Raw genomic sequence first — 24,488 nt, forward strand, 5'->3', positions numbered from 1 at the left:
TAAAGGTTTGAGCCCATGGAATATATAAATCTTACAGCAAAAGATGGACTGGAGTTATCCGTGGTACTTTTTGAAGCACATGAAACCAAAGGCTTATTACAGATCATTCACGGTGCTCAGGAACATAAAGAACGCTATTATCATTTTATAAACTACTTAAATACTAACGGATTTACGGTAATCATATCAGATAATCGTGGACACGGGGCCTCCGTCAATGAGCAGTATCCTTTGGGGTATATGAATGGTGTGGAGGAAATCATCGAGGATCAGGTCATGATAACAGACTATATCAAGAGTCGATTTCCTGGTAAGGAACTATACTTGTTTGGTCATTCTTTGGGCTCACTATTTGCAAGATGTTATTTACAAAAGCATGATTATAAAATTAAGAAGCTTGTGATGAGTGGTACAGCTAATTATGTATCCCTAGTTGGTGTAGGTATCTTTCTAGGCAAGATAATTACTTTTTTCTCAGGTAAACATGGTTATAGTAAAGTACTGCGTAATCTAAATGGAAATAGTAAGGACGATTCATGGCTAAGTGCGAGTCAAGAGAATCTTATAGCCTATCGTAATGATCCACTATGCCAATTCAATTATCAAAATAATGGGATGTTAACGGTATTTGAAGCAGATTGGAATTTACATCAATACCAGAAGTATTCATGTCATAATCCAGAATTAGAGATTTTAAGTGTAGTTGGGGAAGATGATCCGGTAACTGGTGGGGAAAAGGGGTTACAAGATTCATTTGATGCACTTAGAAAAATAGGTTACAAGCATGTGAGTAGTAAGGTGTATACTGGGATGAGACATGAGGTGTTGAATGAAGTTGATAACCAGAGAGTTTATGAGGACATTGTTCAATTTCTAAAGCGGTGAGGATAAGATTTGTATAGAATAGTTTGACTGTATAATAATAAAATTCTATACTAATAATAGAAAAAGGTACTTAGTAGCGGGTAACTACTAAGTACCACAACTTCAAACCGCATAAAGAGCGGATGACCAATTGAAGACTTTCTAAAAAGAAGTAACGCACACTATGGTCTAGGGGCGGTTACTTCTTTTTGTTTGTTAGAAAGACGACAATAGTTACAATGCATGTTATTCCTGCTGTTAATGAGAGACTAAATTGTACTAGTATACTCAAAGCTTCGTATGTCGTCATTCATACCACCTCCTTCAAAGGAAGTGGCCAACCGCCCACTATATTATGTAGTTGTTAATGATATTCTATCAGATAATAGAAGGAAATAATACATAATAGTAGAACAAATGTTTGGTTTTAGTTTAAATATACTAATAAATCTATTGCGTAAACCAACTATTCGTAATACTATATTCTTAATACTACATTACATTAAAACCATTACAAAGAGATTCTATTGTAGTGGTTTTCTTTTTTATATTCTAAGTAGGGGGAGAGCATGGAAAATAGAAAAACTAAACAATATTTTACTATATTTGTAGTTGCTGCATTAACAATTTGTTTAATTTCCATTTTTTTATTAACGAACAAAGTATCTAATTTAGAGAATCAGATGAGTGATATGGTAAGTTTACAGCATAATGTGTTAAACAGTGTAGATGGCCAAAGTCACCAGATTCAGAGTGCCTTGGATGATTTTCAGAAGCAACAAAGTTGGTTAGGGGAAGTGGAAGTGGAAGCAAGTTCAATTGAAAATGACGAAGGGGAGATTAGTTTTACCTGGCAGGTCAAAGAGCTAGAAGGTGGGTCTAACGTACACTTCAATTATTCTTTTCGGAAGGAAGGGGACTTTACTGAAGTGCTGGCCGAAGAGAAAGATAAGGGACTATACCAAATATCGATTCCACTAGAACTTAACCTTGGGCCAGCCTGGAATCCTGTTATCATTAATTATACACCGAATAGTGAGATGGAAACGGCAGATAGTGGAATAGAGTATGAATTTAAAAAGGAAGAATATGAAGAAACAGCATTTTACTATTTTGTTTCTGTTACCAATGAGGATGGTACTTTTAAAAATGGAGATATACAAAAGATTTTCTTACAGGATTTTAATGTACAACAATATGGAATTATAGAGACAGAGGTCCAAATTATGGATGAAAAAGTAGACATAACATTACATCATGGAGCAGTAGAAAATTATAATTACTTAATTGAAGAAGTATATCTTTTGGAGTATTCGGGACAAGAATTAATCGATGAAGTAAAACTAGATTATGTTGAGGGTACGGAATACACTAGTCTTTTTCGAATTGAAGATGTAGAGAAGCGTGATAATATAAATCATGCAATAAAGGTTATCTATCCAAATGGAGAGGTATTTGAGGAAGAGTTAACATTCTAAACAGAGGCTGGGACAAAAGAGTTTTAGTTGATTAATATCCGAACGAACATGAAAGGCGCATAGACCCGCTCCGGAAATATACTACGCTTTTACTGCCAGCATAGGGGCGACATCTGTTCGAAAAGACCTCACAGTGTCTTCCTTGCCGCGGGCGGCTGGTGAGCCTCCTCAGAGCTAAAGCTCTTCCGGGGTCTCACCGATGCCTATCCTCCTGCAGGAGTCTCCGTATATTTCCGGAGCTGATGTGGCGTTTCGTTCAGGTTCTCAACTTATACTTTTAGTTATGTCTCAGCCTCCCTTCATTAGCGGAATACATACGTTAAATAATTTCCACCATATTCACCATATTTCACCCCTTTTTCTTTTAACTTCCTCCAGATAAATCTATCTAATGCATAAGGGGAACGGGATTGTAGGTTAACTAGTTCATTCTTGGAAATGGTTAGATTACATATAACGTTATTATTTTTAATGACGATTTCGTAGTTTGCTAGATGGATTACTTGTACTTGATAGTTAGGATCCCATTCCTGTAATTGTTGTTCAATACAAGTTGCAACATGCTCTATAAATTTTTCCCCTTTCAAATTTTTAGACATGTAACCTCTAATAAAGCCAGTAGTGTTCATATGATTACCTCCAATGTTTTTTTCAAATAGGTTATAAGAACAAAATAAAAAAGCCCTTTGTTGCAATTGAATGCGGACAAAGAGCTTATAGCACCGTTCGTTATCATTCAAAGCAAGCTTTGCTGGTTGGAGCACCTTACTCATCTTGAGCAGGTTGCTGTGAAGTCATAGAGCCAGTGCTCTCATTCACTCTTGATAACCATATTGAATTATCCATATCATATCATGATTCTGGGTTGGAGTGTTAGGTTTTTGCTTTAGTTTATCCGTCTCTAGGCGGAGAACAATTACACCTAGAGATACTTGTTTCCCTTTTTATTTCTCGTAAACTAGTAGGTAATAACAAAATAAAGATCGGAGTTGAATTGGATGAGAATAGAGAAGACAGTTGAAACAGTAGTTAATCGAGTTATCAGAAATGCGAAGCGTTCTATTGTCAAAGAAGAAGTCATTCAAAAGGAACGAATCGATTATGCTAGTTTAAAGGAAATACATATCATTACATCAAGTATTAATGTTGAAGTTACTAGTCATGATCAACCTCATATTGATATTGTATTGAAAACCTATAAAGATGGACCAGAAATGAAGCTGAATTTAGAAAATCATGTATTGGAAATAACAGCTTTTAAACCAAATCAACAACAGACATTTTTCGGTCTTTTTCCATCAACAAAAATGCAACTCGTCGTACCAACTGCAGTAGCGGAGAAGTGGGACGTGCGAACAGGATCTGGTGATGTTAGATTTTCAAAGGTTATCATGGATCAGCTTACGGTTAATGTCGGTTCTGGTGATATTAATTTGTCGGATATGGAAGCTGGACAACTTAATCTTCGATGTGCATCAGGCGATGTTAAGGCTAAAAATATGAAGTCAGACACGCTTTATGTAAACTCATCTTCTGGAGATATGGTGTTACGAAAACTTGCTGTTAGTAATGTTAAGACAGAGATGAGTTCTGGTGATATTCTAATTGCTGACCTACAAGGAGAAGACCTTGAGGTTAAGATAGCTTCAGGTGACGTAGATTTGAAAAAAATTAATATCGTAAAAGGAACCGTCGTATCTCGTACTGGTGTTGTTAAAGCTAATCATGTTCAAGCGGAAATGTTAACGATAAACACTAAAACGGGTGACATGAACATTAAAGAATTCTCAGGGAGCTTAAATGGTTCCATTGGAGCCGGTGATTTAAAACTCGATGTTAGGGAAGAGTGTATAGTTAATCTAGAAGCAAACAGTGGAGATATCACGGTTAAATTAGATCATGAAATAGGATTAAATGCTACAGTTGATATCACGAGCGATTCAGAAGAAATATCAACGAATCTTCCACTACAAGTTCAGAACGATTCTTCTAGGTTAATAGGTGTTACTGGAGAAGGGGAAAATGCTATTCGCATTAACTCTAAATCTGGTGATGTAAAAGTATTAATGCAAGAAGTAGAAAACGTGCAGGGCTAGGAGATGAAAAGCATGCATAACGTCTTTGTTTATGGCACCTTGTTAAAAGGGGAACGAAATGACTTTTTATTGAAAAATGCGACCTGTATTGCAGAACATTGTACGACCCTAGGCGAACTATATGATACTGGATACGGTTATCCGGCTATTAAACTTTCAAACGAAGCCCGAGTGTATGGAGAACTATACCAAGTATCAGATGATGAATTAATAGAGTTAGACCGGTTAGAAGGATATACAGATGGTGCAAGTGATAATCTATATGAGCGTGTGATTCAATCAGTTGAAACAGGGGCAGGGACTACTACAGCTTTTGTGTATGTAGCTGCTAGTGAGAATCTATTAAATGAAAGGATCGTTAGTGGGGATTGGCGAGTAAAATGATAGAGTGTTAGTGGGCATGTTCTGGGAGAACATGTCCTGTTTTTGTATTGCGGACTTTTATAGATCAATTAAATGCTAATTCTTGGTAGAATTGATGTATTGTGGCCTCTCATTCTTCGTTTCAATCTTATTCTTGAGTCACACTGAAGTATGGCAACTGGTCTTTCTTCATTTCAAACAAAAACTCAGGTCGAATTGAAGTATAGAAGCATCTTATTCTTCATTTCAAACAAAAACTCAGGTCGAATTGAAGTATAGAAGCATCTTATTCTTCATTTCAAACAAAAACTCAGGTCGAACTGAAGTATAGAAGCATCTTATTCTTCATTTTAAAGAAAAATTCAGGTCGAACTAAAGTATAGAAGCATCTTATTCTTCATTTCAAACAAAAATTCAGGTCGAACTAAAGTATAGAAGCTTCATATTCTTCATTTCAAACAAAAACTCAGGTCGAACTAAAGTATAGATGCATCTTATTCTTCATTTCAAACAAAAACTCAGATCGAAATGAAGCATAGAAGCTTCTTATTCTTCATTTTAAACAAAAACTTAGGTCGAAATGAAGCATAGAAGCTTCTCATTCTTCATTTTAAACAAAAACTTAGGTCGAACTAAAGTATAGAAGTCTCACATTCTTCATTTCAATTAATAAAACGGTTTGAAATGATGTATAGCAAACCCTCATACATCATCTCAAACAAAAAAAGACATTGAAATGATGTGTAACAAGCCCTCATACATCATTTCAATCCAAATCTAGGATTAAACTGATAAGTATTAACCACTCACACATCATCCCAAAATCCCGATTAAATAAAGAATAACACCGCCAACACAACACCAACGAGGACCTTATACCCATCTTACTAAAATACCTTTACATTCAAACTTATATTCGATATTTTAGAATTAATATAATTAATGGATTTTTTAAATAAATCAATTCTAGTTGGGAGAATAGAGATGGATGAACGTGTATTGCACTTGATTCGATCGAAAAGGCGATTACTGGTACCAGCTATTATATTAGTATTATTGTTTTATTTTATGCTTCCTTTGTCGCTAATCTTTATTCCTAATGCCATGAACAAGACAAGCTTTATCCCTGGAGTGACCTGGGCATGGGCTTATGGTTTCTTGCAAATCCCGATGACTTGGGTGGTCGGATGGGTATATCATATGAAGGCTAAAAAATTTGACCAGCAGGTTGATGCGATAATGCGGGAGGGGCAGTCGTGAATCTAACGTATTTTTTATTTTTCATTTGTATCATAGTCTGTACGTTGATTATTACCTATTGGGCAGCTAAACGTAGTAATACAACAAATCGCTTTTACACGGCAGCTGGTAGTTTGACAGGTTTTCAGAACGGAATGGCCATTGCTGGTGATTTTATTAGTGCGGCCTCTTTTCTTGGAATTGTTGGGATGATTTCGATTAATGGTTATGATGGGTTTCTTTATTCTATTGGATTTTTAGTTTCTTATTTGGTGGTGTTGTTTCTAGTGGCAGAGCCTGTCCATCGCTTAGGGAAATACTCACTTGGTGATGTCATTTGTTCCCGTTTCCCGAGTAATAAGATGCGCTGGATAATGGCTTTTGGTGCTTTTACTATTTCTATTCTTTATATGATTCCCCAGCTAGTAGCATCCGGCTATTTGTTACGACTATTACTTGATATTGATTACTCCATTTCTGTTTTAGTTATTGGGGGATTGATGACAATCTATGTTGTGTTCGGTGGAATGGTTGCGACTTCTTGGGTGCAAATTGTCAAAACCGTTGTGCTGATGTCGGGAACATTTTTACTTTCGTTAATCGTTTTTTCTAATTTCGATTGGAATGTGTCCGCTCTAATTGACAAGGTAAAAGAAGGGACACCGTTAGGAGAGGACTTTTTCCTTCCTGGACATTTATTCGGAAACCCACTGGAGTTCTTCTCACTACAGCTTGCGTTAGTACTTGGGACAGCTGGTTTGCCTCATATCTTAATACGACTTTTTACTGTTCGAAATACGTTGGAAGTTAGGCGTTCATTAATTAGTTCAACTTGGATTATTGGCGTTTTTTATGTCATGACATTAGTGCTAGGGTTTGGAACAGTAGCATTATTAGGTTATCAATCTCTGACAGCAACAGATCCAACTGGTAATCTAGCGGCACCACTACTTGCTAGAGAAGTTGGGGGAGATTTCCTGTTGGCTTTTGTCTCGGCAATTGCCTTTACGACGATTGTTGCCGTGGTAGCGGGACTGGTCATATCTGCAACAACTGCATTTTCGCATGATATTTACCATCATATTATTAAAAAAGGGAAGTCAACGGAAAAGGAGCAATTGAAAGCAGCGCGTTGGACTGCTTTAGGAATAGGGTTGATTTCTACCTTATTTGCCTTGCGACTAGAGACCATTAATGTGACTTTTTTAGTTTCCATGACATTTATCGTGGCGGCTGCTAGTAATTTTCCAGTATTACTTTTAACGATTTATTGGAAGCGCTTTACCCAAGTCGGAGCAATAGCAGGTATGGTCAGTGGACTTGTTGCCTCCTTAGTATTGGTAATGTTGGGGCCACATATTATGAATCCGGACAGTGGTTGGATAGCAAGAGAAGCAGTGATTTCGTTACATAACCCAGGTATTATTGCGATTCCAATTGGATTTCTGGGAGCAATTCTAGGAACGTTATTTTCGTCAAAACAAGCTCAACCAATAGAAGAGTTTAGTCGATTTTATATCCGGTCACAAACAGGGATTGATTCAAGGAGAGAGGGCGCATGAGAGATTTAACCATCATGTTATTTGAACGATTGGGCTTGCTTCTTGTGATTGCCTTTGTGTTGACAAGAACACCTGGGTTCAAGTCGCTTCTGTATCGGGAGTTTAGTTGGAGAATGTCTTTAGTTCATGCTGTTGTATTTGGAATCTTTGGGATTGCCAGTACGGTAACTGGAATTATTATTACGGAAGAAGCGGAAATACTTCGTGCATTTGTTATTTTTCCTGTTGAAGATAGTCAATTAATTGTTAGCTTAAGTCTTGTAGCAATTGTAATTGCTGGTTTGCTTGGTGGTCCCATTGTGGGTCTTGGCGCAGGGCTGATTGCTGGAATCCATCTAATGTTTCTGGGTGGAGTTGGTTGGTTAGCTAATGGCCTTGTTAATCCATTGACTGGGTTATTAGCTGGAATGACGGCAAGATTCTTTTCCAATGAGCGGGTTATATCTCCATTGAAGGCATTATTTATTGGGGTTTTTCCGCCGATTTTGCAAATGCAACTCTTTCTTATTCTCTATACGGATGGGGAAGGGATGGTAGACATTGTGGATCAAATTGGATTGCCGCTTGTGCTTTCGAATAGTCTCGCAATTGCTATCTTTACCACGATGATTGGGGTTGTGATGAAGGAACAGGAAAATGAGGCTGCACTAGCGACAAGACAGGCTCTGAAGATTGCAGAGGAAGCTTTACCTTTCTTGAAAAAAGACTCGACGATTGATGTGGCAGATGGACTTGCTGATTTACTTTATGAACGGTTGAAACTTGCTGCTGTCTCGGTTACGAATAAACAGGAAGTATTAGCACATAAAGGATTAGGGGATAAGCATCATAGAAAAGGCGACCGTGTTATTTCGCCGCTTGCCCTAAAGGCGATTGAATCGAAGAAAATACAAGTCAGTTACGCAAAGTCGGATATTCCTTGCGAACATGAGAGATGTCCCTTAGAGGCTGGTATCATGATTCCGGTTACAGAAGCGGAGGATGTTTCCTATTTAATCACCTTTTATTTCCGTAAATCTCAGCATATCTCACCGGTTGAGTTGATGATGGCAGAGGGGTTCGGACAATATATTTCTAATCAATTAACGGTTCTGACAACGGAAAAATTAAAAGCCAATATTCGTGATGCGGAACTACGTAATCTTCAAGCGCAGATTAATCCGCATTTCTTATTTAATACGCTTCAGCTGATTGCATCACTTTTCCGGGAAGATCCAAAATTAGCACGTCACCTGACCTTGCAGTTGGCTAGTTATATGCGATTTAATTTAAGGTTAGTGTCAAAGTCCCTTGTGGAGCTTGAGAAAGAATGTGAACATGTACTGGCATATACGACGATTATTCAGGAGCGGTTCCGCAACAGACTACAAATTGACTTTCACGTACCGGAGGATGTTTCTAATATCTATATTCCACCGTCTACCATCCAGCCCTTGGTTGAAAACGCTGTGCAACACGGACTGAAAAATGTTGCCGACCATGCTAAGGTGGAGATTAGCATGGAAAAATTTGAAGGCGAGTTATTCATAACGATTTGCGACAATGGTATTGGGTTTCCCAAGCATATTTTACCCATTGTTAGTCATAAGCCTTTAGTAGGGGATCAAAGTGGTGGGACTGGTATTTATAATGTTAATCAGCGGTTAATTCAACTAATTGGGGAGTCTGCTCGTTTACATATACGCAATATACCTAGTGGCGGTAGTGAAGTTAGCTTCTCGATTCCAATTTCGATTGAAAAAGTAGAAGGTCTGGTGATGGGATGAATATCCGAACGATGATAGCAGAAGATGAAATGATGGCAAGAAGGGAATTACTCTATTTATTACGAGATGAGAAGGATATAATATTGACACCTCATGCGGAAAATGGAGAACAATTAATTCAATTATATTCTGAGCATCAGCCTGACTTAATTTTTCTAGATGTGGAAATGCCAGGATTTACGGGGATGGAGGCAGCAAGGTATATTACGGAGCAATCAGATGGTAATGCGCCTATGTTTGTGTTTACAACGGCCTATGATGAATATGCACTGGATGCTTTCGAGATTGAGGCAGTGGATTATTTATTGAAGCCCTATGATGAAGTGCGGTTTAAGAAGGCGATGACACGAATCCGGAAAAGTTTTATGAACAAGGAAATATCACAAGATATTAAGAAAGAGCAAGAGACGCCAACTACAGCCAAGCTCTTAGTAGATGATGGAGATCGAATGGTTGTCCTATCGCCTGATTCTATATATTATGCTGTCCCGAATAATCGATTATTAGAAATACATACAGAGGATAAAGTCATTATGAGTAGGATGACGTTACAAGAGCTAGAGGATAAGCTCTCGGGTCATATGTTCTTCCGAGCACACAGAAGTTATTTAGTAAATTTAAATCATATTTTAGAAATTACGCCGTGGTTTAATGGTACAAGTAATTTAACCATGAAAAATAAGGAAAAGACAGTTATTCCAGTTAGCCGGTCAGCTAGTAAAACGATATTGAAGACATTTCAGGTGTAACGAGGGAGGTCTATTATTGAAAAAGTTTAACTTAGTTGATAAGTCTAATTGTATTAACCCTAATTATGACATTAGCGAGAAAGAGATATCGATTAATATTTACGTCAGTCATGAGCGAGAAGTATGTATTGTTGGAACGATAGACAATAATTATATTGGTTGGGCTTCAATTACTCGTTTTGAAGATCGGGAAAAGAATATGGCTATCCTAAAGGAGATATTACGTGGCAAATTTGACTTCATATCGAATTTATATAATGCTCTAGGTTCACGTTATGATGAGGTGTTGAATTGGCATAGATTTAGTATCTATAGAAAGTTACATCCGGATGGAAAGAATCTCTATTACTCACAAGCTAGCAATGTGTACTTAGGGGATGAGGAGAAGTACCTTGCAAAATTTATGGTAGGGGAGATTAGTAGTTTTTATAGTAAGGAGTTATTAAAATGTGAGTTCCGATTATTAAATGATTCTTATTTGAGAATATTAAAGGGGTATTTGGAACTCTTAAAACGAGATGAAAGTTATGATTATTATGTAGAAATGAAGCCTTTGATAGGGATATTGGAAAATGAAAGTTATTTGAAATTATGTCCGGATGATGGGATTCGGAAATTGTATTTGGCGTGTTTGGGTGAAGCTTCGGGTTTGTATAATAGGTATATGTCGGCGGTGAGGTAGGGCTACATTGATTACATGTACGATTAAGTTGTGAAAAGGGAAGAGCCAGCAGTGAATGCTTGCTGACTCTTCCTTTTTTTATAAGGTTACGACCTTTACTGGGGAGCTTGTGACCGTTTGGGTGAAGCTTGTTCCCTTTGCTGGGGAGCTTGTGACCATTTGGGTGAAACTTATGCCCTTTGCTGGGGAGCTTGTACCCGTTTGGGTAGAACTTCTTCCCATTTTGGAGTAACATGCGACCATTATCTGATTGGTCTAGGTGGTCTAACGCTTTCATTACTTGCTACTGCAACGTAGATATCTACAGATTTTCCACCATACGTGGCTGTTACTACAGTAATACCAGGATTTTTTCCTGTGATAATGCCTGTATCAACGGATGCGATGTTTTCGTTTGCTACTTCGTAAGTTGCTGATGCAGTTACATCGATTTCATCGCCATTTGATGTTATTGCATTGATGGTAACATTGCCGGTATCGCCTGCGGTTACCATCATGATCTCTGGATCAGCTTCAAGTGACACAACTTCAGGTTCTGTGCCATCTTCTTCCGATACAGTCACATCCACCGTTACAGAATTATCACCGTAAGTTATGGTAACTGTTGTTTCACCAGAACCAACTGCGGTAATGACGCCTGCTTCTACAGTTGCTACGGATTCGTCTGCAACTGTGTACTCAGCTAGAGCTGTTACATCTTCTTCTGTAGACTCGTCACCAACTGTAGTAGTTTCTGTTACTACTACTGAAGCTGTTTCTCCTACTTCAAGGTCAACAGCATCTGGATTAACTTCTAGACTTACAACTGGTTCTGGGTCTTCACCTTGTTCAATTTCAAACTCTGCTTCGCCTCTATTACCAGCAGCATCCTCTACAGTAACAGTAACCATTTCAGCACCTTCAGGAACATCAATTTCGAATGAACCATCTTGGTTTAGTGTAAGAGGAACTTCATCTCCAGCTTCACCATTGCTTGTGACTACATAAGATGCATTTAACTTATCATTTAAGTCAAAATCCCAACCATAATCTACTAAAACATCGTTAAATTCCATATACTGGTCGTCAACATTACCTGAAAGTTTGTCGCCATCAACACTTCCAGAAATTTCAGGATTAGTAGACTTTACAAATATTGGGCCAACCCATTCACTAATAACGTCACCAGGTGGTGTCAGAGCAGTATAGTCAATTGAATATACTCCATCTGGAATTGTTGTTAATTCTTGTGGTGGAGCCCAAGGTGTATAATCCCCAGTAATATTTAGATAGTAAGATCCAGCACCTAAGGAATTCCCAGCGTGTAGGTATCCAATGTAACCATCACCATAGTATCCACCATTTGGATTAGCGAAATCCCAAATTTCAAGGTAGTTTGTTAAAACATCCCCTGTAATTGTGAAATCAAGTCTTGCTACATCATTTACTCCATCACCATTGAAGGATAAATCAGTTTCAGAGATACTCATATCTCTTATTTCGTAAACTACCTCTTCCTCAGGACTAAAATCAGCAGCAAATGGTAGAGATATTTGATTTTCTCCTCCATTGATATGGATATATCCTAAGAACTCGTCACCTCTTTGGGTTTCTTGTCCTCCAACTAATAATTTTACTTCAATTAATTCTTCTCCATTTGGTTCTAATGTGAAGGACTGTATAGTAGACAGATAGGCATCATTAAATGGCTTTGTGACTTCTACATCTACTTCGAACTCTCCACCTAATCCTTTTAGATCTTTCACACGAATAAATTTCGAGACAGAAATCTCTTCGCTTAGATCCTGTGGACCGAATGTAACGGTACCTTTATCATGCTGTACCCATTCACCACTTGCATCAAGTATTGCTTCATCCTCAGCATAAGCAAGTACACTTGGGAATGCAGCAGCATAAGCATCTACACGACCTGCACCTTGATCAAAGACATCATATTGATCCTTATCAAGTAATTTTGCAGTATTAGATAGCGCTACTTTTACATCAAATGGGCCCCATTCTGGGTTTGCTTGTAAGATTAGGGCAGAGATTCCGGTAATATGTGGTGCTGACATAGATGTTCCAGTAAAACGGTCATATGACTCTGCATAGCTTGCATCTGGGAAATCCCATTTGTAAGCCGGTATGGAAGACATGATATTGGTTCCAGGTGCTAATACATCTGGTTTAATATCAAAGTTTGGTGTAGAAGGTCCACGTGAGCTCGAATCATTGATCTCATCACCTTCAGATTGTGTAGAACTAAATTCTGCGAATGAGACAGTCCCTGGTCCTACTTCAAGTGCACTGCGAATTGCCTCACCGTCTGTTACAGACATATCAATTGTCGGTATAAAAGCAAATGAATCACCAAGGAAGATATCTGAAACATCTGGTGCATTTGTTCCTCCGGAGAAGTTATGGATAATAGTTGCAATGGCACCATTCGCTTTTGCGTTTGCAATTTTATCCACAAAGGCAAGTTCTCCACGAGAGATTAATGCAACTTTTCCTTCAACATCTATTCCTTCATAGTCATTCACACTTCCAACTCCAGGAACCGCAACAAGCTCATACTCTCCGTCAAGTTGTGTAGCTAAATCCTGACCGAAAGTTGTTCCCATAAATTTTAATTCTTTAGAGTAACCGTAATCATTACTAGGAACAGAGACAGTTACTTCGGCACTATGTTGTGTTTCTGGATTTGTTGTATTACCTACAGTAATCCCTAAACGAGACGTTGCAGGTGTTGTTAAGGAACCACGATTAGGTCCAGAGTTACCGGAAGAAAGAACAGAAGTTACCCCAGCCATCATCGCATTATTAATCGCATAAGCTAAACTATCATTCTCAGAGTTACTTCCCCCACCAAGTGATAGGTTAATAACATCCATATCTTGAATAACAGCTTCTTCTACTGCTGCTATAATACCAGCTGTAGAACCACTACCATACGCACCTAGCACACGATATGCATATAAATCAATCTCTGGAGCAATCCCTTTAATACCATATTCATTCGCACCAATTGCAGCAATTGTTCCCGCTACGTGCGTTCCGTGATCTGTCCAGAATGTACGTCCGCTTGCATTTACTTCTGGCATATGTGCAGGTCGCTCTGCTGGAGATGTTTCACGAGCATCATCATCTGCACGTTCACGATTATAATCTGAACTACTTTGTATAAAGTTCTTTCCACCTTTATAAATTCCTTGGAATTCAGGGTGGTCAGGATCAATACCAGTATCAAGTACTGCTACCTTGATTCCAGCACCTTTATAGCCTGCTTCCCAAATAGGTTCAATTCCTAAGTGATCGATACTAGTATTCATTTGAATACCAAATTCTGCATCTTTTTCAAGCTTAGAATCCAAATCTACTGGCTTCTTATTAGACACGTCTCTAGATTTGCGAACATCTTCTGCATAAACAATTGTGTCTGGTTCTACTAGAGTTACGCCCTTAATACTTAATAGTTTGTAAAGGTCGTCCGCTTTTACTTCAGCAGAAAACCCGTTAAGTACTGTATCGTATTCAAATCCTTTATTGAATAGGATATTTTTAGCATTCATTTCACTAAGTACACGGCCATGTTGTATATTAATTTTTTCACGAATTTCATTTGCTTTAGAACTTGATAAGGATTTCCCTTTTAAATCGGCAATCCCTTGTTCCAAAGCTACAGGTTTCTCTGAAAGATGGACAATAACGGGAACCATTTCATCGCCAGATAACCCGCTTAAATCCTTGTGTAACTTTGACTTCCCCTTTGATGTAGCTAGTTGCTCAGAAATTGCTTGTGCCTTTTCTACCATGGAGTCACTATTTTGCAAATCGTTTAATGATTGAGGACCATTCGCTTCTGTAGCAGATACAGGCAATACAAGCGAAAGCACCATCATAAAGGCTAGGAAACTACTAAGTAGTTTTGTAAGCTTTCTTTTCTTCAATTAAATTTCTCCCTTCTCCTCTTTTCCGTGTCATGACAAAGTAACGGAAATAAATACTTTTTACTACTTAAGTATGAAAATCTATTAATCCCAATAAATGAATAATCATCCTTGATTAATAGATTCGATGTGCTGGAATCATCCCCCTTCCGTTTATTTTGATAGGTACAGATTTTTCACTCTAACATTTTGTTCTTTATAAAGAACAAAATAAGTAAAAAAATGAAATGAAAATTATTTCATTTAATTGAATTATACAATAATATTAAGAAAATTCAATAGAAAGTATTCTTTATTGAGAACATTTAATCTAATTGTAAAATTAAATCGTGTCATATAGTTAAGTGGGATTTATAAAAGAGGATAGTTTTGTACAAATAGCTATGTTAAAATTATGAAAAGTGTAATAATTATTATTTTTAATGGGGAGGAGGGACTTTTGTTTAAAAACAAGATTTTTTCAATCATCTTCCTAGTAGGCACCATCATTACATGTATTGGAATCCTGCTACCTTGGATTGATACGATTTTTATGCCTTTCTTAGGCATTGGAACTTGGGGTGGCATGATTGTTTTCGCATTGTTAATCAGTAATGTCTGCTGTTTTTTCTTCGTTAGGAAGAGAGTGAAGCTCAGTTCCGTTTTGTTTATTTTGTCTGGCATAATAACGATCGTAATTGTCTATCCACCAAAAGCGCTAGTTTCTGATCCTTTTGTAAGATATGGAATAGGTACATACGTTACGGCTATAGGGTACTCTTTTATCATTCTTTCTGGTATTGGTGGATTGTTACAGTCCGAAAAGAGTGGTCCATTTGAGGACCATTAAAGAAAGTACAAAGCTATAAAAAGATATTTAACCATTCACTCGCCAAACAAAACCATTCAAACATAAAATCCAACCGTTTACCCTGAATCAATATTATGAATGTCCAAAATTATTATACTAATTAGTAAGCGCTTACAAATTAGGTTTAATTTTTGGATATTAGGGGGATGGATTTATGGCTCAACCAAAGCTTTCGAGTGAAAAGGACAATCGAGTTGATTTTGAACGAGTGGAGAGTAGTCCGCAGTTTAAGAAATTAATGGAGAACAAAAAGAAGTTTATTGTACCGATGACCATTTTCTTCTTGGTATTTTACTTTTTATTACCCATCTCAACATCCTATGGAACGTTTCTGAACACACCAGTCTTTGGTGACATTACTTGGGCTTGGGTATTTGCAGTTGCACAATTTGTGATGACCTGGGTTATTTGTTCGATCTATGTGAAAAAGGCTAATACCTTCGATAAAGATGCTGATCAAATTGTAAATGAGCAGATTGAAAAAGGAGGTAATGCCTAATGGATCCGGTTGTTATTGTTCTATTTCTTGCAATCGTATTGCTAACCCTTGTCATTACGTATTATGCGGCTAAACGTACTAAGTCTACAGGTGATTTCTATACGGCTGGTGGGGGACTTACTGGATGGCAAAATGGACTCGCGATTGCTGGTGATTATTTATCCGCAGCATCCTTCTTGGGGATTGCAGGGGCGATTGCGCTAAATGGTTTTGATGGGTTTTTCTATAGTATAGGATTTTTAATTGCGTACTTAGTGGTGTTGCTTCTGGTTGCAGAACCACTTCGTAACCTTGGGAAATACACCCTTGCAGATATGATTAACTCCCGATTTAATGCAAAGAGAGTAAGGGGAGCGGCAGCACTTAGTACTATTACTATTGTACTTTTTTACATGATTGCACAATTAGTTGGTGCTGGTGCACTTATTCAACTTTTATTTGATATTCCATACTGGATTGCTGTTTTAATCGTTGGAGTCATGATGACGATTTACGTTTTATTCGGTGGGATGATTGCAACAAGCTGGGTACAGATAACTAAAGCAGTTCTGTTGATGGCTGGTATGGTGATTATTTCCTTTATTGTACTCATGAAGTTTAACTTCAATATTGGGGCAATGTTTTCTGAAGTAAAAACGGCAACAAGTCATGGTGCAGATTACTTAAACCCTGGAATTAAGTATGATGACCCATTAGGTACCATTTCCTTGATGTTGGCGTTAGTCCTTGGTACTGCTGGATTACCACATATTCTGATGCGTTTCTTTACGGTTAAGGATGCGAAGACAGCTAGGAGTTCTGTTATTACGGCAACATGGACCATTGGGATCTTTTATATCCTCACGCTATTCCTAGGTTTTGGAGCAGCAATCTATGTTGGCCAAAGTGAAATCTTAGCAGCTAATCCAGGTGGAAACATGGCAGCACCATTACTTGCTGAAGCCATTGGTGGAAATATATTATTTGCCTTTATTTCAGCAGTAGCATTCGCGACTATACTCGCGGTTGTGGCAGGTCTTGTATTATCCGGTGCATCTGCATTTGCACATGATATATATGGAGAAATTATTAAAAAAGGAAAAGCAAGTGAGCGTGAGCAAATGCTAGCTGCTCGTTATGCAGCACTAGGAGTTTCGGTGTTATCCATCCTATTATCTTTAGGAGCGCAATACCTAAACGTAGCATTCCTCGTTTCACTAGCATTCTGTATCGCAGCAAGTGCGAATTTACCGGTTATTCTTTACACCGTTTATTGGAAACGCTTTAACACTTCTGGTGCCATTTGGGCATTACTGTCAGGATTAGGATCTGCATTAATTCTTGTATCCATGAGTCCAAGTGTTTTCTCTCCGGTAGAAGGAGCAGCTTTATTTGTTGGAAATCCAATCTTCCCATTAGATAATCCGGCACTTGTCAGTGTGCCACTTGGATTCTTAGGTGGATATTTCGGGACTATATTTTCTAAGGAATATGACTTTAAGAAATATGCGGAGGTTAAGGTTAGAGCGAATACTGGTTATCGAGGTTGATGCGGGACCATGGGGACGGGTTCCTCGGCTCATTTGGGCCTGGGAACCTGTCTCCCCGGCCCGTTTTAGGAATAGTAGTTATGTTAGCTTGTTTTTCAAAATATAGTAGTAGTAACTGGGAAAATGAGGAGGATATTTATGAGTCAGGATACTTTAGTGTTTACCGAAGAAAAATTTGCGAGTTATCCACAACAACCTCATGGTGGTAAATTGGTGGACCGAGTACTTAGAGGGAAAGAACGAGAAGAAGAGCTAGAACGTGCGAAACAATTACCAATGATTATGGTTGACTTAGAAGCAGTCATTACGCTTGAAATGATTGCGACAGGTGTATTATCTCCAAACGAAGGATTTATGAATGAAGCAGATTATAAGTCTGTCCTAACAGAAGGACGCTTAACAAGTGGGGTTGTTTGGCCAGTACCACTTAGTTTCGCACCAATTGGTGAGCGAAATCAACAGATTATTAAAGGTTTATCAGTTGGAGATGAAATTGCATTAGCAGATGAGACAAAAGAGCCGGTTGCAATTATGAAACTGGAAGACATCTTCCATTATGATCGTGATTTCCGTGCCGAGCATGTATTTGGAACGAAAGATCGTAATCATCCAGGTGTTGACGCGATTTATCGCCGGATGGGTGATACGGCATTAGCTGGACCGATTACACTAGTTCGTCGCGTGCATTGGGGTCCATTTGAAAGTATTCGAATGGAGCCGAAAGATACATGGAAGCTATTTTATGAAGACAAAAAAATGAATTCCGTTGGTGGCTTCATTACTGGTGCCAATCCATTACACCGCGGCCATGAATACATTCACCGCAACGCACTGGAAGAAATGGATGGCTTATTTGTGCAGCCGTTAGTAGAAATGGCCAAAAGGGAATATACTAGGCATGAATTCCGGATGTTATCGTATCGTGCTGTACTGGAAGAGTATTATCCAAAGGAACGAACCATGCTTGCACCATTACGTGTGACCTATATATTTGCCGGACCACGAGAGGCCGTTCTCCATGCATTAATTATGAAAAACTATGGATGTACACATGCATTAATTGGCCGAGACCATGCTGGTATTGGTGATTATTATGATAAATATGCAAGTCACACTATTTTTGACGAGTTTACACCTGATGAGCTAGGAATTGATATTCGATTATTCCATGAGGTCTTCTATTGCACACGCTGTGATAACCCGGCAACAGAGCAAACCTGTCCTCATGATAAGAAATATCGCATCAATATTTCTGGAACTGGTATCCGTGAATTACTTCGCTATGGCGTTTTACCGCCAAAAGAAATTGTTCGTCCAGAGTCTGCACGTATAGCTATGCAGGGGATTCAGCCTAAAGGAATCGATGAAAATGGGCTAGCGATTAATCCAGTTGGTAAAACCATTAAGAGTATTTTTCCTTATTATCTAGAAAATACTCGTATTGGAGGACCAAAACGTCGAAATGCTCTTGATGCGGAACAATTAACGATTGAAGATCTAGAAGCAGTTGTGAATGATGTTCGCGAAAATGCAGACCGTATTTATAAAGGAATCTTTGATGAGTTTAGTTATGTGACCGATAACTTGCGAAATGTGCAACCAGATTGGGTAGCGGAGGCTCGTGATGCGATTCGCCGCCAGCAAGAAATGGTTGTCGATAATTTAGAGGAGAAGGTTGACAAGGCTCTAGAGAAAGCTTCTGATGAGTTTATGTACCAAGATAAATCGGAGGCAGAGAGGGAATTAGAAGTTGCAAAGCGAATTTTAGAGGATATTCCTGCACCTTTGCATAAGGATGATATACAATATCGTACCTGGAACCCACTGCCGTATAAGCGTTATCGTGGTGGGGATGAAGAATAAAAGCAAAAGTTAATCTTAGGTAGGGTAACTCGCAGTATCAAGCGTAGTTGCCCTTTTTGTTTGGTACGATTTTGATGGTGGTGGCTTTGGCACTTTTAAACTGGGTATATGACGAATTTTACACGTTGAGACGTTAATTAAAGAGGCTATGATTTCCTTGAATTATCATTTCTATAGAAGATTATATCAACCTTGCAAAATAGCCCCACTTTGGTTTTAAGTCTTTTTAAGGGGAAGCTTTTTAAAGACAGGGTTAAACAATTGGTGATATACTCCTTTTTGGATACTATAAGAAATATAACAATAATGGGAATGATACAGATGAAAGTAAGCTTCAACATTTTTTTACGTGATATCAAAAACATTGGAACAAACTGGGTAGCTTTGATATTAATAGGTGGATTAATTTTACTACCTTCCCTATACGCATGGTTTAATATTGCTGCTTCTTGGGATCCATATTCTCAGACGGAGCAAATCCCAATCGGAATTGTTAATGAGGATGAGGGCGCGATTGTTAGGGAACAGGAAATCCATGTTGGTGATGAACTAATTGAAACCTTAAAGGATAACAAATCGATGGGATGGCAATTTGTTAATAGAAATGAAGCGATGGAACGGTTGGAATATGGGGATTATTATGCGGTTATTGTTATTCCAAAGAACTTTTCTGAAAGCCTAGGAACGGTCATCACCGACAACCCAGAGAAAGCCAAAGTAGAGTATTATGTAAATGAAAAAATAAATGCAATTGCACCAAAGATAACCGATAAGGGCGCAAGTGTAATAGTGGATCAGGTAACTCGTAAGTTTACTGTTACAGTAAATGGTGTTATTTTTGAGAAATTTAATGAAATAGGGATTGAACTTGGAGAAAACTTACCTGACATAAAGAAATTCGAAGACTACCTGTTTACCTTAGAGGAGAAACTTCCGGAAATTCATCGTATGCTCAATGAGACAATTAATGATGCCAATCGTGCAGACGAAATGATTCGACAAGCTCAAGACTTTATCCCAGAAGCGGAAGATGCGGCAGCCAAGGGAATAAGTATAGTTGGGAATGCGAACGATCTGTTGAACCAAACGGAGCAAAGATTGGATGAAATTGAACCGAAAATTGATGAAGATATTGCTAGAATGCAAACAATAGTAACGGAAACCAATGACTTTGTTCAACAATTAGAGGGCAATCTATCTGAGGAGAATTCGGACAAGATATCGGGACAGATTACGAATTCACAGGATTCCCTAAATAATATGGAAGAAGCACTAAATGAACTAAAAAATACAGAAGATAATTCGAATGAAACGAATGATACATTAGATCAAGCAATACAAGAAATTCAAACAATAAATGATAATTTAACAAATGTAAATGAGCAGGTTAACAAGATAACAGATCAGGCTGCAGAATTGGAAAAATTACTTCCTAATCTAAAGGAAAACACATCCACGCTAAAAACGCAGCTAGATAATTTTGCGAAAGACTATCAAGAAGTAATTAAACCCAATGTAAAAGAGAAAGTAATCAGTGCAAAAGAGTCTGTCTCAAGAGCTAAAGAAGTGCTAGAAAAGGTTCAGACCGCGATTCCGGAAGTATCAGGAATGCTAAACAGAACCCAAGACAAACTTGCTAATGGTGAAGATGTCCTAGATGAAGCCTCCAATGAGTTTCCTTATATTAACGAAAAAGTGAATGAACTTGCAAACCGGATAAGAGAAATTCAAGGGGAAGTGGATATTAATGAATTAATTAACTTACTTCGAAATGATCCAGAAGCTGAGAAAGGATTTTTTGAAGAACCAGTATTATTAAATGAAAATAAGGTATTCTCCATTGCAAATTATGGTACAGGGATGACACCATTTTATACAGTACTTGCTATTTGGGTTGGAGCTTTATTATTAATTTCATTATTATCAACAGATGTTCACCAAGCTCGTCAGAATTTTACTAGTAGACATGTGTATGCTGGAAGAATGATGACCTTCTTAACAATCGGATTTTTACAAACTATTATTGTAACATTAGGAGATATGATACTCTTTCATGTGGAAGTTCGAGAGCCAGTATGGTTTGTATTATTTGGTATGATATGTAGTGCCATTTTCATGATAATTGTATATACACTAGTTTCCGTATTTGGTGACGTTGGAAAAGCATTAGCAATTGTGTTATTGGTTCTGCAAATTGCCGGATCGGGAGGAACATACCCAGTTGTCTTGCTCCCTGAATTTTTTCAATTCATCAGTCCATTATTACCGTTTACGTATGCTATTTCCCTTATGCGGGAAGCGGTTGGTGGAATTATATGGGACAAGGCCTTTCATGATTTACTTTTCCTAGGAATATTCGGCCTGCTAGCTCTTATTCTGGGTGGAGGATTAAAAGAAGTGATTAATAAACAGACCCATAAACTGAAGGAAAAGGCGAAGGAAACAGGATTGTTTCATTAGAGGATATTGTTACTTTGGGGTGAAAGTTACTGGCCATGTGTCTGGCCTGTACCATGCACCCGCTCGAAGCCATCACCATATCCAATAAATAGAAGCTAACATATTTTACCCCAAATGAAGAACACTATAGGTGTGGAGGTGTTCTTAATGGGAAAAAAGAAGCTTAGTAGCGGTGGATTCAGTGATGAACAAGCGGTACGAAAAAAGCTTTCGAAACAATTTGACCATGAATTTGCGAATGAGCCACTGACACCAAATGAAAAGTACAACAATAAGAAAACCAAAAAGCGTCAGTAAGTTATTTCGCTGGTAAGGAGTTCATGTGATGCCAGAAAGAGACACAGGAACAGAAACCACTCCACATCCGGATGGTAAAAAGGAAAGTATTATCAACGATTCTATAGGTACCCAAATCGGGATGAAATATGGGAAACGTCGTGATACGGAGTTTAGTACGCTCACTGAAATTCAGGATAAGCAGATGAAGAAGTTTGAGAAGATGATGCGGGGTAATCCTGTAGAGGAATAAAGTTGATAATAAAAAAGTGGACAGGATTTTTATACCTGTCCACTTGTAATTTTAACTGACTACCCCTCCGGCACTAAAGCAACTAATTGATCACCAACATCCAAGTTCAACTTATCTTTAAAGGTAACAAAATTAATGTTGCCATTTTTCTTTTTAATACATAATGGTGAACCATTTAATGACAGTTCTTCTTTTGAGACTGTCTTTTTCTCTTCTATTGTAATATTTATTAGTTTATAACCAATGTTGACTTTTTTATTTAATTCCATAAATGTATCTTCTGGGCCAAATAGCAGGTTGGCTTTCAGGGAATGTGGGATTTCATTATCCTTTGTTTTCTGTGCGTTATTGGATAGGGAGAAGATGTTTTGATACCCAAACTCCGGAATGTGTGACTGACATACTAGGGCATTATAAGCGGAATCCCCGGTAAGTGCCAAGAGCATATCGTATGGAGTCATGTCGATTTCAAATTCACTCTGCTCGGATAAAATCTCCCCATGGTAGGTCGAGATTCCTAATCTTCTTGCTTGATGTAATCGCGAGTTAGAAGTGTCTGTTATTAGGACTGGTGTACCCAATTCTTTTAAATGAGTGGCAAATGCTATTGAAAAACTACTCGCACCAACCATTATAATACCCGTTGATTCGGTATTGGCTAAACCTAGTTTGATTGCGATTGGACCAATAGAAAACCCGTGTGCACAAACGGTTATAAATACTAATGCTAAGGTTAGTGATGTTAAAAGGGATGCATTTGGATACCCATCCTCCAACAGGATTCCTGCGAAGTAACCAGATACCGTAAGCGCGACGATTCCTCTTGGTGCAATCCACCCAACAAGTGCTTTTTCCTTAAATGTCATTTCTGTACCAATTGTGGAAATCCAAATGGACAAAGGACGAACGACAAACAACATCGCTAGTACAAAGGCTAGAATTGGCCAAGTAAAGATTTCTAATATGGTATCTCTGGTGAGAGATGCTGTGAGTAAAATAAAGACTGTAGACGTCAACATCACGGAAATATTCTCCATGAAATGAGTAATCCCACTTATTGATTGAACATATTTCTTTGTTCTTGCTAATGTTAGACCCATAACAGTTACGGCTAACATTCCAGTTTCATGCATGATCGCTTCTCCAATAGAAAAACAAATCAACACGAAACAAAAGGTTATAGGAGATTTCAGATATTCAGGGAACCATCCTTTCTCAGCAAGAAAACTTACTAGCAGCCCAATGACAAAACCGACGATAACCGCTAATAATGCATCACCAAAGAAGGGGATAAAATCTTTTAAACTAAATGATTCCACAGAAGTGATTTTGATAATTTCATAAGCGAAAAGAGCAAGCAATGGTCCTATAGGGTCGACGATAATACCTTCCCATTTCAACACCGAAGAAACCCTTGACGTCAATTTTGCTTGTCTTAATAAAGGAATGATGACGGTAGGTCCTGTTACAACAAATAACCCACCAATGATAAAAGATATTTCCAAGCTAAGTCCCGCAATAAAGTGAGCAGCTAGGGATCCAGCAATCCAAGCAATAAACGTGCCAATGGTAACTATCCGGTATACTGATTTCGATATTCCCTTTAGCTCTCGAACATCTAAACTTGTGCTACCTTCAAATAGAATTAATGCAACAGCAAGTGAGATAATGGGACTGTAGAGATCCCCAAGTGCAGCCTGCGGATTAATTAATCCGAATACCGGGCCGATTAATAACCCTGATACGGACATGATAACAATAGAAGGCCACTGAATTCTCCATGCCAACCACTGTGAAAATATTCCTAGGGAAATAACGATAACAATGCTAATTAATGCAAATTCTTCGTGAATAACAATCACCTGCCATTATGTAGTATGGATTAAAAGTACTGTACGTTATATTGTTTACTAGGATTTTATAATTATGTTTAGAAGAAAAGCCTTATAGACGATATGGGTTTGTTTCTTTATCTATTTCCTATTCCTAGTAGATAGCTATAATATTCGAAAATAAGATGTTCGCTTTGT

General features: G+C 38.0%; 21 protein-coding genes and 1 riboswitch. Of the genes, 17 read left to right on the plus strand and 4 right to left on the minus strand.

Annotation, left to right across the window (positions count from 1 at the left end):
* The first annotated feature begins 15 nt into the window (after positions 1-15).
* Positions 16-885 carry an alpha/beta hydrolase gene (locus tag BN999_RS16850; RefSeq protein WP_096273328.1) on the plus strand — a complete coding sequence of 290 codons (870 nt, stop codon included), beginning with the start codon at positions 16-18 and terminating at the stop codon, positions 883-885.
* A gap of 178 nt (positions 886-1,063) precedes the next feature.
* Here the strand turns inward: BN999_RS16850 and BN999_RS21110 are convergent, their stop codons facing one another.
* The gene (locus BN999_RS21110) at positions 1,064-1,174 is read right to left on the minus strand and encodes a putative holin-like toxin (protein WP_255247511.1); all 111 of its coding nucleotides are present in this window, start codon (positions 1,172-1,174) and stop codon (positions 1,064-1,066) included.
* A gap of 259 nt (positions 1,175-1,433) precedes the next feature.
* On the opposite strand from BN999_RS21110, the gene BN999_RS16855 reads away from it, so the two are divergent.
* The gene (locus tag BN999_RS16855; RefSeq protein WP_096273330.1) at positions 1,434-2,342 is read left to right on the plus strand and encodes a hypothetical protein; all 909 of its coding nucleotides are present in this window, start codon (positions 1,434-1,436) and stop codon (positions 2,340-2,342) included.
* A 302-nt stretch (positions 2,343-2,644) separates the two neighbouring features.
* Here BN999_RS16855 and BN999_RS16860 read toward each other — a convergent pair whose 3' ends face one another.
* Complete coding sequence (locus BN999_RS16860) at positions 2,645-2,971, minus strand: hypothetical protein (protein ID WP_096273332.1); 327 nt, start codon at positions 2,969-2,971, stop codon at positions 2,645-2,647.
* Positions 2,972-3,068: 97 nt separating this feature from the next.
* Positions 3,069-3,173, minus strand: a riboswitch (SAM riboswitch).
* A 167-nt stretch (positions 3,174-3,340) separates the two neighbouring features.
* Between BN999_RS16860 and BN999_RS16865 the strand changes: the two genes are divergently transcribed.
* From BN999_RS16865 to BN999_RS20770, 8 genes are all read left to right on the plus strand, one after another.
* Positions 3,341-4,438 (plus strand): DUF4097 family beta strand repeat-containing protein, encoded by a 1,098-nt coding sequence (locus tag BN999_RS16865; RefSeq protein ID WP_096273334.1) that lies wholly within the window; start codon positions 3,341-3,343, stop codon positions 4,436-4,438.
* A gap of 12 nt (positions 4,439-4,450) precedes the next feature.
* Positions 4,451-4,822, plus strand: coding sequence for a gamma-glutamylcyclotransferase family protein (locus BN999_RS16870; protein ID WP_096273336.1), 372 nt, complete (start codon positions 4,451-4,453; stop codon positions 4,820-4,822).
* Positions 4,823-5,785: 963 nt separating this feature from the next.
* Positions 5,786-6,061: a DUF485 domain-containing protein gene (locus BN999_RS16875; RefSeq protein ID WP_096273338.1), complete on the plus strand. Its 276-nt coding sequence runs from the start codon at positions 5,786-5,788 to the stop codon at positions 6,059-6,061.
* The gene (locus BN999_RS16880; protein WP_096273340.1) at positions 6,058-7,602 is read left to right on the plus strand and encodes a solute symporter family protein; all 1,545 of its coding nucleotides are present in this window, start codon (positions 6,058-6,060) and stop codon (positions 7,600-7,602) included. The genes BN999_RS16875 and BN999_RS16880 overlap by 4 nt, the downstream gene beginning before the upstream one ends.
* A complete protein-coding gene (locus BN999_RS16885; RefSeq protein WP_096273342.1) occupies positions 7,599-9,368 on the plus strand; it encodes a LytS/YhcK type 5TM receptor domain-containing protein in 1,770 nt (589 codons plus the stop codon). The genes BN999_RS16880 and BN999_RS16885 overlap by 4 nt, the downstream gene beginning before the upstream one ends.
* Positions 9,365-10,117 carry a LytR/AlgR family response regulator transcription factor gene (locus BN999_RS16890; RefSeq protein WP_096273344.1) on the plus strand — a complete coding sequence of 251 codons (753 nt, stop codon included), beginning with the start codon at positions 9,365-9,367 and terminating at the stop codon, positions 10,115-10,117. The genes BN999_RS16885 and BN999_RS16890 overlap by 4 nt, the downstream gene beginning before the upstream one ends.
* Positions 10,118-10,133: 16 nt before the next feature.
* On the plus strand, positions 10,134-10,799 hold the full coding sequence (locus BN999_RS16895) for a hypothetical protein (protein WP_096273346.1): 666 nt from the start codon (positions 10,134-10,136) through the stop codon (positions 10,797-10,799).
* A gap of 55 nt (positions 10,800-10,854) precedes the next feature.
* Entirely contained in the window at positions 10,855-11,031 is a 177-nt protein-coding gene (locus BN999_RS20770; RefSeq protein WP_176482017.1) for a hypothetical protein, read from the plus strand.
* Between the two features lie 10 nt (positions 11,032-11,041).
* On the opposite strand, the gene BN999_RS16900 is transcribed toward BN999_RS20770, so the two are convergent.
* Positions 11,042-14,728 (minus strand): S8 family serine peptidase, encoded by a 3,687-nt coding sequence (locus BN999_RS16900; RefSeq protein WP_096273348.1) that lies wholly within the window; start codon positions 14,726-14,728, stop codon positions 11,042-11,044.
* A 439-nt stretch (positions 14,729-15,167) separates the two neighbouring features.
* Between BN999_RS16900 and BN999_RS16905 the strand changes: the two genes are divergently transcribed.
* The 7 genes from BN999_RS16905 to BN999_RS16935 all read left to right on the plus strand — a co-directional run bounded on the left by BN999_RS16905 (position 15,168) and on the right by BN999_RS16935 (position 22,458).
* Complete coding sequence (locus BN999_RS16905) at positions 15,168-15,557, plus strand: hypothetical protein (RefSeq protein WP_141249086.1); 390 nt, start codon at positions 15,168-15,170, stop codon at positions 15,555-15,557.
* 175 nt (positions 15,558-15,732) lie between these two features.
* Positions 15,733-16,077 carry a DUF485 domain-containing protein gene (locus BN999_RS16910; RefSeq protein WP_096273352.1) on the plus strand — a complete coding sequence of 115 codons (345 nt, stop codon included), beginning with the start codon at positions 15,733-15,735 and terminating at the stop codon, positions 16,075-16,077.
* Entirely contained in the window at positions 16,077-17,606 is a 1,530-nt protein-coding gene (locus tag BN999_RS16915) for a solute symporter family protein (RefSeq protein WP_096273353.1), read from the plus strand. The genes BN999_RS16910 and BN999_RS16915 overlap by 1 nt, the downstream gene beginning before the upstream one ends.
* Positions 17,607-17,744: 138 nt before the next feature.
* On the plus strand, positions 17,745-19,469 hold the full coding sequence (locus BN999_RS16920; protein WP_096273355.1) for a sulfate adenylyltransferase: 1,725 nt from the start codon (positions 17,745-17,747) through the stop codon (positions 19,467-19,469).
* A gap of 279 nt (positions 19,470-19,748) precedes the next feature.
* Positions 19,749-21,929, plus strand: a complete 2,181-nt coding sequence (locus tag BN999_RS16925) for a YhgE/Pip domain-containing protein (RefSeq protein WP_306419018.1) — start codon at positions 19,749-19,751, stop codon at positions 21,927-21,929.
* A gap of 147 nt (positions 21,930-22,076) precedes the next feature.
* Entirely contained in the window at positions 22,077-22,226 is a 150-nt protein-coding gene (gene sspO / locus BN999_RS16930; RefSeq protein ID WP_042149740.1) for a small acid-soluble spore protein O, read from the plus strand.
* A gap of 28 nt (positions 22,227-22,254) precedes the next feature.
* Positions 22,255-22,458: a hypothetical protein gene (locus tag BN999_RS16935; protein ID WP_096273359.1), complete on the plus strand. Its 204-nt coding sequence runs from the start codon at positions 22,255-22,257 to the stop codon at positions 22,456-22,458.
* A gap of 59 nt (positions 22,459-22,517) precedes the next feature.
* Here BN999_RS16935 and BN999_RS16940 read toward each other — a convergent pair whose 3' ends face one another.
* Positions 22,518-24,320: a cation:proton antiporter gene (locus BN999_RS16940; RefSeq protein ID WP_255247512.1), complete on the minus strand. Its 1,803-nt coding sequence runs from the start codon at positions 24,318-24,320 to the stop codon at positions 22,518-22,520.
* Positions 24,321-24,488 lie beyond the last annotated feature (168 nt).

Origin of the sequence: Paucisalibacillus globulus, from assembly GCF_900184735.1 — a bacterium.
In the GTDB taxonomy this organism is placed as follows: domain Bacteria; phylum Bacillota; class Bacilli; order Bacillales; family Amphibacillaceae; genus Ornithinibacillus; species Ornithinibacillus globulus_B.